At 52.6% G+C, this 14,172-nt stretch carries 16 protein-coding genes and 1 pseudogene; 14 read left to right on the forward strand and 3 right to left on the reverse strand.

Features of this window, described 5'->3' with window-relative positions:
* Positions 1–29 precede the first annotated feature (29 nt).
* Complete coding sequence (gene smpB, locus KE531_15455; protein ID MBR9954988.1) at positions 30–497, forward strand: SsrA-binding protein SmpB; 468 nt, start codon at positions 30–32, stop codon at positions 495–497.
* Positions 498–581: 84 nt separating this feature from the next.
* On the opposite strand, the pseudogene KE531_15460 reads toward smpB, so the two are convergent.
* Positions 582–755, reverse strand: a pseudogene (locus tag KE531_15460) (type II toxin-antitoxin system prevent-host-death family antitoxin).
* A 241-nt stretch (positions 756–996) separates the two neighbouring features.
* On the opposite strand from KE531_15460, the gene KE531_15465 reads away from it, so the two are divergent.
* The 5 genes from KE531_15465 to KE531_15485 all read left to right on the forward strand — a co-directional run bounded on the left by KE531_15465 (position 997) and on the right by KE531_15485 (position 4,850).
* On the forward strand, positions 997–1,665 hold the full coding sequence (locus KE531_15465) for an alpha/beta fold hydrolase (protein ID MBR9954989.1): 669 nt from the start codon (positions 997–999) through the stop codon (positions 1,663–1,665).
* On the forward strand, positions 1,662–2,168 hold the full coding sequence (locus KE531_15470; GenBank protein MBR9954990.1) for a GNAT family N-acetyltransferase: 507 nt from the start codon (positions 1,662–1,664) through the stop codon (positions 2,166–2,168). The genes KE531_15465 and KE531_15470 overlap by 4 nt, the downstream gene beginning before the upstream one ends.
* Positions 2,169–2,183: 15 nt before the next feature.
* On the forward strand, positions 2,184–3,227 hold the full coding sequence (gene rsmH / locus KE531_15475; protein MBR9954991.1) for a 16S rRNA (cytosine(1402)-N(4))-methyltransferase RsmH: 1,044 nt from the start codon (positions 2,184–2,186) through the stop codon (positions 3,225–3,227).
* Positions 3,228–3,255: 28 nt separating this feature from the next.
* Positions 3,256–4,314 (forward strand): tartrate dehydrogenase, encoded by a 1,059-nt coding sequence (locus tag KE531_15480; protein ID MBR9954992.1) that lies wholly within the window; start codon positions 3,256–3,258, stop codon positions 4,312–4,314.
* 125 nt (positions 4,315–4,439) lie between these two features.
* Positions 4,440–4,850 (forward strand): hypothetical protein, encoded by a 411-nt coding sequence (locus KE531_15485; GenBank protein MBR9954993.1) that lies wholly within the window; start codon positions 4,440–4,442, stop codon positions 4,848–4,850.
* A 97-nt stretch (positions 4,851–4,947) separates the two neighbouring features.
* Here the strand turns inward: KE531_15485 and KE531_15490 are convergent, their stop codons facing one another.
* The gene (locus tag KE531_15490; GenBank protein MBR9954994.1) at positions 4,948–5,790 is read right to left on the reverse strand and encodes a D-amino acid aminotransferase; all 843 of its coding nucleotides are present in this window, start codon (positions 5,788–5,790) and stop codon (positions 4,948–4,950) included.
* 232 nt (positions 5,791–6,022) lie between these two features.
* On the opposite strand from KE531_15490, the gene KE531_15495 reads away from it, so the two are divergent.
* On the forward strand, positions 6,023–6,748 hold the full coding sequence (locus KE531_15495; protein ID MBR9954995.1) for a GTP pyrophosphokinase family protein: 726 nt from the start codon (positions 6,023–6,025) through the stop codon (positions 6,746–6,748).
* A 9-nt stretch (positions 6,749–6,757) separates the two neighbouring features.
* Here KE531_15495 and KE531_15500 read toward each other — a convergent pair whose 3' ends face one another.
* Entirely contained in the window at positions 6,758–7,489 is a 732-nt protein-coding gene (locus tag KE531_15500) for a GNAT family N-acetyltransferase (GenBank protein ID MBR9954996.1), read from the reverse strand.
* 186 nt (positions 7,490–7,675) lie between these two features.
* Here KE531_15500 and KE531_15505 point away from each other — a divergent pair, with 186 nt between their 5' ends.
* The 7 genes from KE531_15505 (at position 7,676) to KE531_15535 (ending at position 14,146) form a co-directional block, all read left to right on the forward strand.
* Positions 7,676–8,035 (forward strand): CidA/LrgA family protein, encoded by a 360-nt coding sequence (locus tag KE531_15505; protein ID MBR9954997.1) that lies wholly within the window; start codon positions 7,676–7,678, stop codon positions 8,033–8,035.
* Positions 8,036–8,710: an LrgB family protein gene (locus tag KE531_15510; GenBank protein ID MBR9954998.1), complete on the forward strand. Its 675-nt coding sequence runs from the start codon at positions 8,036–8,038 to the stop codon at positions 8,708–8,710.
* A 12-nt stretch (positions 8,711–8,722) separates the two neighbouring features.
* Positions 8,723–10,522, forward strand: coding sequence for an oligoendopeptidase F (pepF, locus tag KE531_15515; GenBank protein ID MBR9954999.1), 1,800 nt, complete (start codon positions 8,723–8,725; stop codon positions 10,520–10,522).
* A gap of 49 nt (positions 10,523–10,571) precedes the next feature.
* Positions 10,572–11,339 carry a nitroreductase family protein gene (locus tag KE531_15520; protein MBR9955000.1) on the forward strand — a complete coding sequence of 256 codons (768 nt, stop codon included), beginning with the start codon at positions 10,572–10,574 and terminating at the stop codon, positions 11,337–11,339.
* 139 nt (positions 11,340–11,478) lie between these two features.
* Positions 11,479–12,396, forward strand: a complete 918-nt coding sequence (gene pyrF / locus KE531_15525) for an orotidine-5'-phosphate decarboxylase (GenBank protein MBR9955001.1) — start codon at positions 11,479–11,481, stop codon at positions 12,394–12,396.
* An 8-nt stretch (positions 12,397–12,404) separates the two neighbouring features.
* Positions 12,405–13,247, forward strand: coding sequence for a dihydroorotate dehydrogenase electron transfer subunit (locus KE531_15530; protein ID MBR9955002.1), 843 nt, complete (start codon positions 12,405–12,407; stop codon positions 13,245–13,247).
* Positions 13,244–14,146, forward strand: coding sequence for a dihydroorotate dehydrogenase (locus tag KE531_15535; protein ID MBR9955003.1), 903 nt, complete (start codon positions 13,244–13,246; stop codon positions 14,144–14,146). Before KE531_15530 ends, KE531_15535 begins: the two co-directional genes overlap by 4 nt.
* The last annotated feature ends 26 nt before the right edge of the window (positions 14,147–14,172 follow it).

The raw sequence follows: 14,172 nt of genomic DNA on the forward strand, positions 1-14,172 counted from the left end.
CCGTCTTCGGCGGAGGAACGGAGCATGATATGGGGAAGGACAGCATTAAGCTGATTGCGAATAATAAAAAGGCGTATTTTGACTATTTTATCGACGAGAAATTCGAGGCCGGCATTGCCCTGGCCGGGACAGAGGTGAAATCCCTGCGGATGGGCAAATGCAGCATTAAGGAGTCCTTTGTGCGGATCGTGAACAACGAAGTCATGATTTTCGGCATGCACATCAGCCCTTACGAAAAAGGCAATATCTTCAACAAGGATCCGCTGAGAGAGCGGAAGCTTTTAATGCACCGCCACGAGATCAATAAGCTAAAGGGAAAGCTCCAGGAAAAGGGCCTGACCCTGGTGCCGCTCCAGGTTTATTTCAAAGGGAGCCTGGTGAAGGTGGAGATCGGCCTGGCGCGCGGAAAGAAGCTCTATGACAAGCGTGCCGACATCGCAAAGAAGGATCAGAGAAGAGAGCTGGAAAAGGACTTTAAGGTGAAAAATCTGTATTAAAAGAAGGAGAGGACGGGGCGCCGGAGCTGGGAGCGTCTCGTCCTCTCTTATTTCCTGCAAATCGGATACAACCAAAGGGTTTATTCGCAGTTTCATTAACAATTTCTTTTCCGCACGTTCACGTTCATAGTCTTCAATGTCAAGTACAACAAAACGCCCCCTGCCATTTTTCGTCAAAAAAACAGGTTCCCCTGCGCGGCAGTTTTTTAAAACCTCATTACAATTTCTCAAATCCGATACAGGTAAAATACTCGCCATAAAACTTGCCTCCTTTCTTTGCTGCACATGGTCGTCTTATCTTGATAATATACAAAAGGAACTTAAAATCAACTTAAAATTTTACAGCAATCATCCGCGCCGGCGCATGAGTTATTCGGTGTTCTATCCTTTTAAAATGAATGCCTGCCAAATTCTATGTCCGCATACAAAAGGCTCGACATCTCTCAGTCACGACAGTATAATAACCGCATAGCGGTCTTAAAGAAAGAGAGGACATGTCATGAAATACATCCTGCTTCACGGACTGGGGCAGACGGCCTCGTCCTGGAATGCGGTCAGAGAGGCGCTGGACGTAAAATCCGGGGTTCTGTGTCCGGAACTGTCTGAGTGGCTTTCCGGCACAAGCGGCAGCTACCGGGACCTGTACCGGGAGATGGAGCGCTTCTGCGGCCAGTTTGATGAGCCGCTTGCTTTATGCGGCCTTTCCCTGGGCGGGATGCTCGCCCTGAACTACGCGGCAGAGCATGAAGCACAGGTGAAGGCGCTGGTTTTAATCGGAACACAGCCATCGGTGCCGAAAACGCTGCTGAAAATCCAGAATACGGTCTTTCGCATCATGCCGGCCGCGGCGTTCGGCTCCATGGGCTTTGATAAAAAAACGGTTTTAAGCCTTTCCCGCTCCATGGAAAATCTGGATTTCCGGAACGATCTGGGCCAGATTTTCTGCCGGACTCTTGTTGTCTGCGGAGAAAAAGACAGGGCCAACCGGCGGGCGGCAATAGAACTCAGGCGGCAGATTCCTGCCGCACGGCTGTCTGTTATCCCAAATGCAGGCCATGAGGTCAATACAGAAAATCCTGCCAGCCTCGGGCGCATCTTAAACCGTTTTTTTGCTGCACAAGCCGTTTTCCAGGGGAAGCTTGAGGAGAAAGAGAGGACTGCCGGATGAACATCAGAAAAGCAGAAAAAAAGGACGCGTCCCGGCTGGCCGAGATCCTGATTTTCGCCAAGCGGACGGCGTACCGCCCGATTTTTGAGAATGATTACGTCTCCTTTCAGGAAATGCAGGTTCTTGATCTGGCGCTGGATTTCAGGGACAGGCCGGACGCTTTGAGGGAAATCTACGTCTATGACGACGGCATCGTAAAGGGCATGATGCATGTGGAAAAAGGAGAGGACGGCATCAAAAAGCTGGAGCTTAGGGAGCTTTATATCGACCCGTTTTTCCAGGGCGAAGGCGTGGGGAGCTGTCTCATGAGAGCGTTCCTTTCCATTGCGGAAAGAGAAAAGGCGGAGCAGGTGTTTTTGTGGGTTTTAGAGGAAAATAAAAGGGCCAGGGGCTTTTATGAACGGTTCGGATACCGGCCATCCATGGAGCGGAAGGTGCAGCCGGGGACGGACAAATACCTGGTAAAATATGAAAAAACGTGCTATTCTAGTCTTATCACCTGAAAGAAAGGAATTGTCATGGAAGAGAAACAGCATAAGCGCCGGGTGCGGTACTCCGGTACCCATCCGAAAAAATACAGTGAAAAATACAAGGAGCTGGATCCGGAAAAATACGCCGATACCATCGCCCATGTCATCCAAAAGGGCGGCACGCCGGCCGGCATGCACATTTCCATCTGCGTACAGGAAATCCTGGATTTTTTAAAGATTGAACCGGGACAGACCGGGTTGGATGCGACTCTGGGCTATGGCGGCCATACGAGGAAAATGCTGGAATGCCTGGATGGAAAAGGCCATCTTTACGCCCTGGACGTGGATCCGATTGAGTCGGAAAAGACGAAGAAGCGGCTCCTTGAGGCCGGCTACGGGCCGGAGATTCTGACGGTGAAGTTAATGAATTTCGCAGACATCGACCAGGCAGCCAGGGAGGCAGGCGGCTTTGACTTCGTGCTGGCAGACCTGGGCGTCTCCTCCATGCAGATTGACAATCCGGAGCGCGGCTTTACCTTTAAAGCCGACGGGCCGCTGGATCTGCGGATGAACCCCTTAAAGGGACAGAGCGCGGCAGAGCGTCTTCTGGAAATGAGCAGGGAAGAGCTTACCGGAATGCTTCTGGAAAATTCCGACGAGCCCTACGCCGAGGAAATCGCTGCCGCCATTGTGAAAAAGCTCAGAAAAGGGGAAGCGATTGGGACAACCTTCGCCTTGAGGGATACCATCGGAGAGGCGCTTTCGTTCCTTCCGAAAAACGACCAGGCCGAAGCTGTGAAAAAAGCGTGCCAGAGAACCTTCCAGGCCTTGCGGATTGACGTAAACGGGGAATTTGAGGCACTTTATTCGTTTCTTTCAAAGCTCCCGGACGCCTTAAAGCCAGGCGGGCGCGCGGCCATTTTGACTTTCCATTCCGGCGAGGACAGGCTGGTGAAGAAATCCTTTAAGGAGTTTTACCAGGAGGGGATTTACAGCGATATTTCAAAAGACGTGATCCGCCCGTCGGCGGAAGAATGCGCGAGAAACAGCCGCGCCAGATCCACGAAAATGCGGTGGGCCGTGCGGGCATAACAATATGACGAAGAGCAGGAGGGTTCCTATGGATAAGTACAGGATTGCAGTGATACCGGGTGACGGCGTCGGGCCGGAGGTATTAAAGGAAGGAATGCGGGTGTTAAAGCATGCCGCAGAGCTGGACGGGGGATTTTCCTTTGAGGATGTCTGGTTCCCCTGGGGATGTGAGTATTATCTGAAAAACGGCAGGATGATGGATCCGGACGCCATGGAGATTTTGAAAGACTTTGATGCGATCTATCTCGGCGCCGTCGGCTATCCCGGCGTGCCCGATCATATTTCCCTGTGGGAGCTTTTGCTCACGATCCGAAAGGGCTTTGACCAGTATGTGAATTTAAGGCCTGTCCGTCTCTTAAAGGGTGCCGGCTGCCCCTTAAAGGATGTGCGCCGGGAGGACATCAACATGACCTTCATCCGCGAAAACAGCGAGGGCGAGTATGCGGGAAGCGGAAGCTGGCTGTTTAAGGGAAAGCCCAACGAGGTGGTGATCCAGGACGGCGTCTTTTCCCGCGTCGGCTGTGAGCGGATCATCCGCTATGCCTTCGAGACCGCGAAAAAAGAGGGGCGCAGCCTCACAAGCATCAGCAAGGCCAACGCCCTCAATTACTCGATGGTATTCTGGGATCAGATTTTCCATGAGGTGAGCAGAGAATACCCGGAGGTGGAGACTCACTCCTATCTCGTGGACGCTGCCAGCATGTTCATGGTAAAAGACCCGAAACGGTTCGAGGTAGTCGTCACCAGCAACCTGTTCGGGGATATCCTGACGGATCTTGGCGCTGCCATCTCCGGCGGCATGGGCCTTGCGGCCGGCGCCAACTTAAACCCCGAGCGGAAATATCCGTCCATGTTTGAGCCGATCCACGGTTCGGCGCCGGATATCGCCGGAAAGGGGATTGCAAACCCCATGGCCTCCATCTGGGCAGCTTCTCAGATGATGGACTTTTTCGGAAGAGAGGACTGGGGAAAACGGATTTTAGACGCCGTGGAAGGCGTCCTGGAGGAAGGAAAGGTTCTGACGCCGGATCTCGGCGGGACGGCCTCTACGTCTGAGACAGGCGCAGCCATTGCGGCAAAGCTTTAAAAACGAATCCCGCCTGTGGGGAACAAGGCGCACAGGCGGGATTTTTCTTCCGGTGCCAGGAGCTTTTAGCAAAGGATGGCATCAATGACTGGGAGCAGATGTGATAAAGCAAATAGGAGGTGTCCATGATTTATTATTTGGATAAGGCAGAATGGCCCACAATTCCTGCACCACACGATTGTGTAATCAACAAAATCTCGCTTTCAGATGATTTCCTTATTTTGGACTTTGAACAGGGAATATCCATTCACGATTCCATCCGGAATCTTTGCCCCAATGCCAGGTCATTAACAATAAAAATACACTTAATTGATACGTTTGACATTTATCGGATGAAAACACGGAAATTTCCGAAATTCAGAAGATCGTATATAGAATTTGATTTTGATAAATTGATCCGTCTTGTGGAGAGGAAAAGGGTCGAATATCTTTATCATCATGTTTCGTATCAGTCTTTGATTGTAAACTTATACTGCCATGAAAATATTATCTTGAATTTGAGCACGGATTCCCTTGAATATATCTGGAAAATGTAGTGCTGTTTTCCCTTTTTTGAATATGTGAATCATGTTTTACATGTGAAAATGCCCGCTGTCAGCCATACGGCCGCTAACGGGCATTTTCCAGTCACATTTATTTTGTCTCGTTCTCAAACTTCTCCAGATATTTCTCCTGGAGCAGCTTCACCGTCTCCGGGGCCTTTCCGCCCGCCGGGACGCCGTCCACCTCATATGCCGTCGCACAGAATTTCGTGGAGCTGGAGACGATGATTTCATCGGCCTCGAGAAGCTCCTTCATCGTAAACGGGGTCTCATCCACGGTGATTCCGTTGTCCTTGCAGATCTGGATCAGATGCATTCTGGTGATACCAGGAAGAATCAGATGATCCGTCGGATGAGTCTTAAATACGCCGTCCTTTAAGATGGAAACATTGCTGTGGGCGCATTCGGTGACAATATCGCCGCGGTGGAACACACATTCGCCGCAGCCAAGCTCCTCGGCCTTCTCCGCCGCCATGACGTTGGGGAGCAGGTTCAGGGTCTTGATATTGCAGTGGAGGAAACGGGTGTCTTCCATCGTCGTGAGCTTAAAGGGCTTTGTCATGTCGCCGTGCTTGCCCGGCTTCATGGTGATCCAGAGGTTCGGCTTCACATCCCCTGCCGGGAACTGGTGCTGGCGCATGCCGGTTCCGCGGGTCATCTGCCAGTAGACGAAAATCTCGTCGTCGTCCAGCTTGGCTAACATATCGTAAAGGATTGCGGCAATCTCGTCCTTTGTGTAAGGCATATGGATCTTTAAAAGACCTGCGCTGTTGAAGAAGCGGTCCAGGTGTTCCTTTAAAGCAAAGATCTTGCCGTTTTTCGCCAGCGTGGCCTCGTAGACGCCGTCTCCGAAATAGCAGACACGGTCGTTCATCGGGACAGTCATCTCTTCCAGAGGCCCGAATTTGCCGTTGTAGTAGCCTAATGTTTTCATGATTTTCATTCCTCCCAGGTATCATATAAGCATCGCCGCAGACCATCTGCGTTTAAGCTAATCATAGCACTGTTTCCATGGCTTGTAAAGCCGCAGAAGGGGCTTTTTGGAGAGGATTTTGAGGCAGGCTCTCATGCCGAAATCTTTAGAGAAAATTAAGGTTTCTTTCGTTGTAGGAACTGCCGGTTTCCTGTATAATAAAAACAGCAAATACGTGTAAAGAGGTGTACCAATGAACATGAATCCCAATGGGGAGCTGGTGCAGTCTGCCGTCAACGCCCCGAACGCGATTGAGATCCCGGAAAATTTTTTAAACGAGGCAAAGCGGTTCCAGGAGTTAATCATGATGTACTCCTGTGCGATCCGCGAGGTAAAGACGAAGTTAGAGGTCTTAAACGACGATCTGGCCGTCCGGAACCAGAGAAACCCGATCCAGATGATAAAGTCCAGAGTGAAAAAGCCGGGCAGCATCATCGAAAAGCTCCAGCGGCGCGGCTATCCGATCACGATCCAGTCGGTGTACGACAACCTCTATGACGTGGCCGGGATCCGGGTGATCTGTTCGTTTGTGGACGATATCTACCAGGTAGCCGAGATGCTTGCAAGGCAGGACGACGTGACGGTGCTGACCGTCAAGGACTATATCCGCTGTCCCAAAGACAACGGATACCGAAGCTACCATATGATTATCGAGGTTCCTGTGTATTTTTCCGACCGGAAGGAGAAAATGCGCGTCGAGGTGCAGATCCGAACCATCGCCATGGATTTCTGGGCGAGCCTGGATCATCAGATGAAATATAAAAAAGATCTGGAGGACAGCACGGAGATCAGCGAGGAATTAAAGGAATGTGCCGAGATCATAGCCCAGACCGATTTAAAAATGCTCTCCATCCGCCGGAAAATTGATGAAAAGGCAAGCCCCGATAAACAGAAGCTCCTGGCGTTTGACAGGGACTGAGCCGGCGGGCTAGTATAAGTAACAGGACAGGGTTTCGGTGATCTGGAACCCTGTCTTTTCATACAGGGAAAGGGCCGCAGCATTGTCCCCGGAAACCTGGAGGCGGACGGGGAGCGGCGCTTTCCTGGACAATTCATGGAGCACATGGCAGAGAAGCTTCTTTCCGTGGCCGCGTCCGCGAAATTCCGGAAGGATTTCAAAGCCGAAGAGATAGTAGTGGCCGGGAAAAGAGAGAATCTTTAAGGAGCCGTATGGGCTTTGAAAAAGGAAAAGCTCCCGGCCTGTCTCCGGATCCTCGCTGGCCTCCTCGGAAACGGCGGGATCTTTGGCCCCGGGATACGGCCCCGGCGCCAGCTCCATCATATGTTCGTCAAACAGGCGGCTGGCGCCGATGGCCGCGAGGGCGCCCAGTGCGCCGGCAGACTGATTGTCCGTATAAAACAAAAGCTCCGTCTCTTCCGGGAGCATGGAGAGCGCCTCGGAGAGAAGGAAAGAAAAAAGCCCCTGCCTGCGAAAGCCAGGCTTTGTAAAGGCTGTGCATTCGTAAGTCCCTTCGCCGGCCCCGGTAAAGGCGGCGGCAGAGAGAAGGCGGCCGTCCCCATCGGAAAAGAAGAGATAAAAATCGGCCTCCTCCTCGGGAAACGAGACGGATACCGGTTCGTGTTTTCTGCATGAGGAAAGAAGCTCATGAAGCTTTTTTTTGCTTTCAGAATCCAGGGAACCAAGACGGTTTACGGGCATGGGGCGTACCTCCTTCGTGTTGAAAACATATGCCTGCGGCGGCTCTTTTGTGCGGCCGGATGAGGCAAATTGATTATAGTACAGAAAAATGCCTTTTTTCAAGGGAAAATTTGTATCATTTTCCTGTATTGCCCGGGGAAAAATCCGGTGCTAAAATGTACCCATCAGAAGATGAGGAGAGACAGTATGAAATATCTGAAAGAGCTTGTGATTATCTTCGGCATTACCATGGCAGGGGAACTATTAAACCGCCTGATCCCGCTTCCGGTGCCGGCCGGCGTCTACGGCCTGTTCCTTTTGCTGGCGCTTCTTTGCAGCGGCGTTTTAAAGCTTTCCGATGTGGAAAACACCGGTGACCTGCTTCTTGACCTGATGCCCTTAATGTTCATCCCGGCGGCCGTCGGGCTTTTGGAGCGCATGGAGGAGCTGCGGGCCATCCTGGTGCCGTTTCTCGTGATTACCTTCCTTTCCACCTTAATCGTCATGACCGTGACCGGAAAGACGACGGAATTCATTCTTCATTTTCAGCGCAGGGAGGACAGATAAATGCCGGTTACCTTTGGATTTTTCATCAGCATTGCCGCGTACCTTTTCGGTCTGTGGCTCAAAAAGAAACTGAAATGGGCTGTTTTAAACCCGCTGCTTGTGGCGATCCTTCTGGTAATCGCCGTGCTGGCCGTCGGGAACATCCCTTATGACGAGTACAACGAAGGCGGCCAGTACATCAGCTATTTCCTGACTCCGGCGACGGTCTGCCTTGCAATCCCCTTATACCGCCAGCTTGAGCTCTTAAAAAAGAATCTGGCCGCGGTGTTTTTCGGGATCCTTTCCGGCGTCATCGCCAGCGCCGCCAGCATTTTTGCCATGGCGCTTCTTTTTAAGCTGGAGCATGTCCACTACGTTTCGCTGCTTCCAAAGTCCATCACGACAGCCATCGGCATGGGTGTTTCCGAGGAAGCCGGCGGAATTGTGACGATTACGATAGTAAGCATTATTATTACGGGAATTTTGGGCAACATGATAGCAGAGACATGGTTTAAGCTTGTGGGAATCCGGGAGCCGATTGCCAAAGGGCTTTCCCTTGGAACAGCGGCCCATGCCATCGGAACGGCCAAAGCCCTTGAGTTAGGCGAAGTAGAAGGCGCCATGAGCAGCCTGGCCATCGCCGTGGCAGGGCTTTTAACCGTGGCGGCCGTCCCGCTGGTGTCAGGACTGATATAAGGAGGAGAGCATATGGGTGAGATGTTAAAAAAGCGTTCGGAGATTGAAGATCAGTATAAATGGAACCTGGAGGACATGATTGCGTCGGCCGCAGAGGAAAAGGCAATGGAAAAGCAGGCCGAAGAGAACCTGCCGTCCTTTGAGGCTTTTGCGGGGACACTTGGCCAGTCGGCCGTCCGCCTGGCGGAATACCTTGCGACCCATGACCGGGAGGAAGAGCTTCTTTCCAGGCTCATGGCCTATGCCCAGCAAAAGAGCGACGAGGACACGGCGGACGCCGAAAGCCAGGCCATGGTTTCCAGGGTTCAGAGCCTGTTCCTTAAGTTTTTTGAAAAGACAGCCTTTGCGGAGCCGGAGATTCTGGATATCCCGGCGGAGAAGATGAAAGAATTCCTGGCGTCTTCGGAGCTCTCCCTCTATAAAAAGAATCTGGAGCGGCTGCTTAAAAAGAAGGCGCATATGCTTTCAAAGGAGGAAGAGACGCTGTTAGCCGCGTCCGTCTCCATGGCCCAGAGCCCGTCCGCCATTTTTACGCTGTTTAACAACGCGGATCTGACCTTTGAGCCGGTAACGGACGCAGACGGGAACGAACTTCCCGTGAGCCACGGCCGGTTCGGGCTTCTCATGGAAAACAGCGACCGGAACGTGAGAAGGGCGGCGTTCCAGTCCTACTATAAAAGCTACGGCCAGTTCGCCAACACGGCGGCCGCCATGTTTGAAGGCAACGTAAAGCAGGCATGCTTTTACGCAAAAGCCAGGAAGTATCCGTCCACCAGGGCATATTATCTTTCGGAGAATGAAGTGCCGGAGAGCGTTTATGACAACCTCCTTGCGGCCGTCCATAAACATTTAAACCTTCTGCACCGGTATATTTCCATAAGGAAGAGGGCCCTGGACGTCGATAAAGTTCACATGTATGATCTCTATGCGCCGATGGTGCCGGATTTTAAGAAAAGCTATCCCTACGAGGAAGCAAAGGCCATGGTGCTTGAGGCCTTAAAGCCCCTGGGAACGGAATATACGGACATTGTGAAGGAGGGCTTTGAAAGCCGCTGGATCGACGTCTATGAAAACCAGGGAAAGAGAAGCGGCGGCTACTCCAACTGCGTCTACGGCGTTCATCCCTACGTGCTGTTAAGCTACGACGATACGCTGCATTCCGCGCTGACGCTGGCTCATGAGATGGGGCATTCGCTCCACTCCTGGTATTCCAACGAAAACCAGCCGTATCCATACGCGGGATACACGATTTTCGTGGCCGAGGTGGCGTCGACAGTCAACGAGGCCCTGCTTTTAAATGACCGGATCAAAAAGGCAGAGAGCCATGAGGAGAAGGTCTTTCTCCTGAGCCAGTTTTTGGAGCGGTTCCGCCAGATCATTTACCGCCAGACTATGTTTGCGGAATTTGAGTTCCTGGCCCACAAAAAAGCCTGGGACGGCATCCCTCTCACGAAGGCGGAGCTCTGCGCCATGTACCATGACCTCAACGCAAGGTATTTTGGGGATGACGCGTTCATTGATCCGGAAATTGATTTTGAGTGGGAGAGGATTCCGCATTTTTACAGCCCGTTCTATGTCTACCAGTATTCCACGGGCTTTGCGGCGGCCATGGCCATTTCCGGCAGGATCCTTGCCGGGGATGAAAAGACGTTAAAGGGATATTTTGAGTTTTTAAAGGGAGGAAGCTCCGGGACGCCCATCGAGCTTTTGAAGCTCTGCGGCCTCGACATGGAAACTCCGCAGGCGGTGGAGGAAGCGCTTGCGGTGTTTGAAGGGCTTCTTGATGAATTTGAAAGGGAATCTGGTCTGTAATATCTGGCGCCGCAGGTGACGGCGCATGGGAAGGCAAGAGGTGTGTATTATGAATCTGTACGAGGCCATTTTCAGCCGGAAGTCTGTCCGCAAGTTCCGCATGGAGCCGGTGGACGCGGAGTTTCTGGCAAAGCTCAGGAAATTTTTGGATAACATTTCGCCCCTGGACAATCAGAGCCGGGTGGAATTTGAGATCATTGACAATTTAGAGAAAAAGCAGAAGGTAAAGGGGCTCTGGAAGACGGAGGCGCCCTACTATCTGGCAGTTTACTGCGGGGAAGAGCGGCTGTCGGCCAGAAACGCCGGCTATGCGGCCGAGCAGGCGGTGCTTTATATGACGGAAAAGGAAGTGGGGAGCTGTTACCTGGGAGCTACGAAGGCCGGCGAGCCGGTGAAAAACGGGCTGAAGCAGTTCTTGGTAATCGCCTTCGGCTATCCGGAAGGGCGCCTCTACCGCGACAGCATGGCGGCCCACCGGCTTTCCCTGGCAAACCTCTGTACTTATAAGGATGAGCCGGGAGAAAATCTGAAGTCGATTTTAAAGGCGGCCAGGCTGGCGCCGTCGTCGTTCAACTCTCAGCCATGGCGGTTTATCGTCTATTCCGACCGGGTCTATATCTTTGCGAGAAAGGACGCCCTGCCCCAGACGAAAAGACTTCTGGCCATGCGGGAATTCAACATCGGAATCATGCTGTGCCATGTGATGCTGGCGGCAGAGGAGCTGTGGATGAATATGGAGACGGTGACCGAAGACCAGTTTTTAAAGAAAGTTTATAAGAACGGTGAGTACATTTGTACGATTGTTTTCCATATTTAACAGAAGTCGCATTATTTCTTCCTGAAAAAATAAAATGTGGAATTTTTCACTGCCTGCGGTTTTGGCTTGAAAGGATCTCCTGATTATGCTAAAATTGACAGGATAGATAGAAAACGGAACTGCATTGAAGGAGGAAATCATGATAAATCAGCTCGTACAGAAGATTCAGAAAACAAAAGCACCGATCTGTGTCGGCCTTGACCCGATGCTTGGGTACATCCCGTCCCATATTGTTCAGAAATCTTTTAAGGAGTTCGGAGAGACATTGGAAGGAGCTGCCGACGCTGTGTGGCAGTTCAATAAAGAAATTGTTGACCATACGTATGATTTAATTCCCTCAGTGAAACCTCAGATTGCCATGTATGAGCAGTTTGGCATTGAGGGACTTAAAATATATGCGAGAACTGTGGAATACTGCCAGCAGAAGGGACTGCTCGTCATCGGCGACGTAAAGCGCGGCGACATCGGCTCCACGTCCTCGGCATATGCGGTGGGACATCTGGGAAAGGTTCGGATTGGAAGCAATGTATGTTCCGGTTTTAATACGGATTTCATCACGGTGAACCCGTACCTGGGCACTGACGGCGTGAAGCCGTTCGTCGGTGTCTGCAACGAAGAGGACAAGGGTCTGTTCGTCCTTGTAAAGACGTCGAACCCTTCCAGCGGCGAGTTCCAGGACAGGCTCATTGACGGCCGGCCGCTCTACGAGCTGGTGGCAGAGAAGGTTGTCGAGTGGGGCGCCGACTCCATGGACGGGGCTTACAGCAACGTAGGCGCCGTGGTAGGCGCTACTTATCCGGAGATGAGCCGGATTTTAAGAAAGCTGATGCCCCATACTTACTTCCTGGTGCCCGGCTACGGCGCCCAGGGCGGTACGGCAGAGGATTTGCGCCACTGCTTCAATGAGGACGGGCTCGGCGCCATCGTAAACTCCTCCCGCGGCATCATCGCGGCCTACAAGCAGGAGAAGTATGCGAAGTTCGGCCCGGAACATTTTGCCGAGGCTTCGAGACAGGCAGTGATCGACATGATTGCGGATATCAACCGCGTATTATAGGTGGCGCCATGGCAGAAAATAAGAAAAATGTAAAGCTTTGCAGCCAGGAAATGATGGCGGATGGGATTTACAGCATGTGGCTGGAGGCGCCGGAAATGGCCGCCGCGGCAAAGCCGGGCCAGTTTATTGCCGTGTACCCGAAAGACAGCGCAAAACTTCTTCCGAGGCCCATCAGCATTTGTGAAATCGACCGGGAAAACGGAAGGCTCAGGATCGTTTACCGGATCGCCGGCGGCGGGACGCTTGAATTTTCCGCATACCGCGCCGGGGACATGGTGTCGGTGATGGGGCCTCTTGGAAACGGCTTCCCGCTTAAGGACAAAAAGGCGTTTCTGATTGGCGGAGGCATCGGGATCCCGCCGCTTCTGGAGCTTTTTAAGGAACTCGACTGCGAAAAGACGGCCGTTCTCGGCTACCGCGACAGCCAGATGTTCTTAAAAGAGGAGTTTGAGGCCTGCGGAAGCGTCGTTTATGCGACGGAGGATGGAAGCGCCGGAACGAAGGGGAATGTTTTGGACGCCATCCGGGAGAACGGCCTGACGGCAGATATTATTTATGCCTGCGGCCCGACACCGATGTTAAAGGCCATTAAGGCTTATGCCATGGAAAACGGCATCGAATGCTACATCTCCCTCGAGGAAAAGATGGCCTGCGGTATTGGGGCCTGCCTTGGCTGCGTCTGCCACAGCAAAGACGTGGACAGCCACAGCAACGTGAGAAACAAGAGAGTCTGCAAGGACGGCCCTGTTTTTCTGGCCGAAGAGGTGGAGATTCTTTCCTCGGAGGAACAGAGAGAGCGGATCGGAAGCGGCTGCATGTGCGGAACCGTCAAAAAGGAGGGCCAGTCATGAATACAAAGGTAAATCTGGCCGGTGTGGAGCTTAAGAACCCGGTAATGACTGCGTCCGGGACGTTCGGCTCCGGCATGGAATACAGTGAATTTGTCGATTTGAACCGCCTTGGCGCCGTCGTGACAAAGGGGATCGCAAGCGTTCCGTGGCCGGGGAACCCCACGCCGCGGGTGACAGAGGTGTACGGCGGGATGTTAAACGCCATCGGTCTCCAGGGGCCCGGCGTCGACCTGTTCATCGAGAGGGACATCCCGTTCCTTAAAAAATACGACACAAAGATCATCGTAAACGTCTGCGGCAAGACGAAGGAAGACTACGTGGACGTGGTGGAGCGCCTGGCGGAGACCGACGTGGACATGCTGGAAATCAACATCTCCTGTCCCAACGTAAAAGAGGGCGGCATCGCCTTCGGCCAGGATCCGAAATGCGCGGAGGACATCACAAAGGCCGTAAAGAAAGCGGCAAAACAGCCTGTCATCATGAAGCTTTCGCCGAATGTGACGGATATCACGGAGATGGCAAGGGCCGTGGAAGCCGGTGGTGCAGATGTGGTTTCCTTAATCAACACGCTGACCGGCATGAAAATCGACATCAACCGGCGTACCTTTGCCCTGGCCAATAAGACCGGCGGCCTTTCCGGCCCGGCCATCAAGCCGGTGGCAGTGCGTATGGTGTACCAGACGGCAAATGCCGTGAAAATCCCTGTCATCGGAATGGGCGGGATCCTGACGGCGGAGGACGCGCTGGAGTTTATCCTGGCGGGAGCCACGGCAGTTTCCGTGGGGACGGCCAACTTCATCAATCCGTCGGCAACAGCAGAGATTGCGGCCGGGATTGAGGAATACATGAGAAGAAACCACGTGGATGATATCAACGAGTTAATCGGCGCCGTGCGCTAGGCAGGCGGCCGGATCCAGAGAGGGGA

This window comes from Eubacteriaceae bacterium Marseille-Q4139, from assembly GCA_018223415.1.
GTDB lineage: Bacteria > Bacillota > Clostridia > Lachnospirales > Lachnospiraceae > CABSIM01.

Excerpts from the sequence above, each read along its gene's own strand:
- smpB (MBR9954988.1), top strand. The coding sequence starts at position 30 with ATGGGGAAGGACAGCATTAAGCTGATTGCGAATAATAAAAAGGCGTAT.
- KE531_15465 (MBR9954989.1), top strand. The coding sequence starts at position 997 with ATGAAATACATCCTGCTTCACGGACTGGGGCAGACGGCCTCGTCCTGG.
- KE531_15470 (MBR9954990.1), top strand. The coding sequence starts at position 1,662 with ATGAACATCAGAAAAGCAGAAAAAAAGGACGCGTCCCGGCTGGCCGAG.
- rsmH (MBR9954991.1), top strand. The coding sequence starts at position 2,184 with ATGGAAGAGAAACAGCATAAGCGCCGGGTGCGGTACTCCGGTACCCAT.
- KE531_15480 (MBR9954992.1), top strand. The coding sequence starts at position 3,256 with ATGGATAAGTACAGGATTGCAGTGATACCGGGTGACGGCGTCGGGCCG.
- KE531_15485 (MBR9954993.1), top strand. The coding sequence starts at position 4,440 with ATGATTTATTATTTGGATAAGGCAGAATGGCCCACAATTCCTGCACCA.
- KE531_15490 (MBR9954994.1), bottom strand. The coding sequence starts at position 5,790 with ATGAAAACATTAGGCTACTACAACGGCAAATTCGGGCCTCTGGAAGAG.
- KE531_15495 (MBR9954995.1), top strand. The coding sequence starts at position 6,023 with ATGAACATGAATCCCAATGGGGAGCTGGTGCAGTCTGCCGTCAACGCC.
- KE531_15500 (MBR9954996.1), bottom strand. The coding sequence starts at position 7,489 with ATGCCCGTAAACCGTCTTGGTTCCCTGGATTCTGAAAGCAAAAAAAAG.
- KE531_15505 (MBR9954997.1), top strand. The coding sequence starts at position 7,676 with ATGAAATATCTGAAAGAGCTTGTGATTATCTTCGGCATTACCATGGCA.
- KE531_15510 (MBR9954998.1), top strand. The coding sequence starts at position 8,036 with ATGCCGGTTACCTTTGGATTTTTCATCAGCATTGCCGCGTACCTTTTC.
- pepF (MBR9954999.1), top strand. The coding sequence starts at position 8,723 with ATGGGTGAGATGTTAAAAAAGCGTTCGGAGATTGAAGATCAGTATAAA.
- KE531_15520 (MBR9955000.1), top strand. The coding sequence starts at position 10,572 with ATGAATCTGTACGAGGCCATTTTCAGCCGGAAGTCTGTCCGCAAGTTC.
- pyrF (MBR9955001.1), top strand. The coding sequence starts at position 11,479 with ATGATAAATCAGCTCGTACAGAAGATTCAGAAAACAAAAGCACCGATC.
- KE531_15530 (MBR9955002.1), top strand. The coding sequence starts at position 12,405 with ATGGCAGAAAATAAGAAAAATGTAAAGCTTTGCAGCCAGGAAATGATG.
- KE531_15535 (MBR9955003.1), top strand. The coding sequence starts at position 13,244 with ATGAATACAAAGGTAAATCTGGCCGGTGTGGAGCTTAAGAACCCGGTA.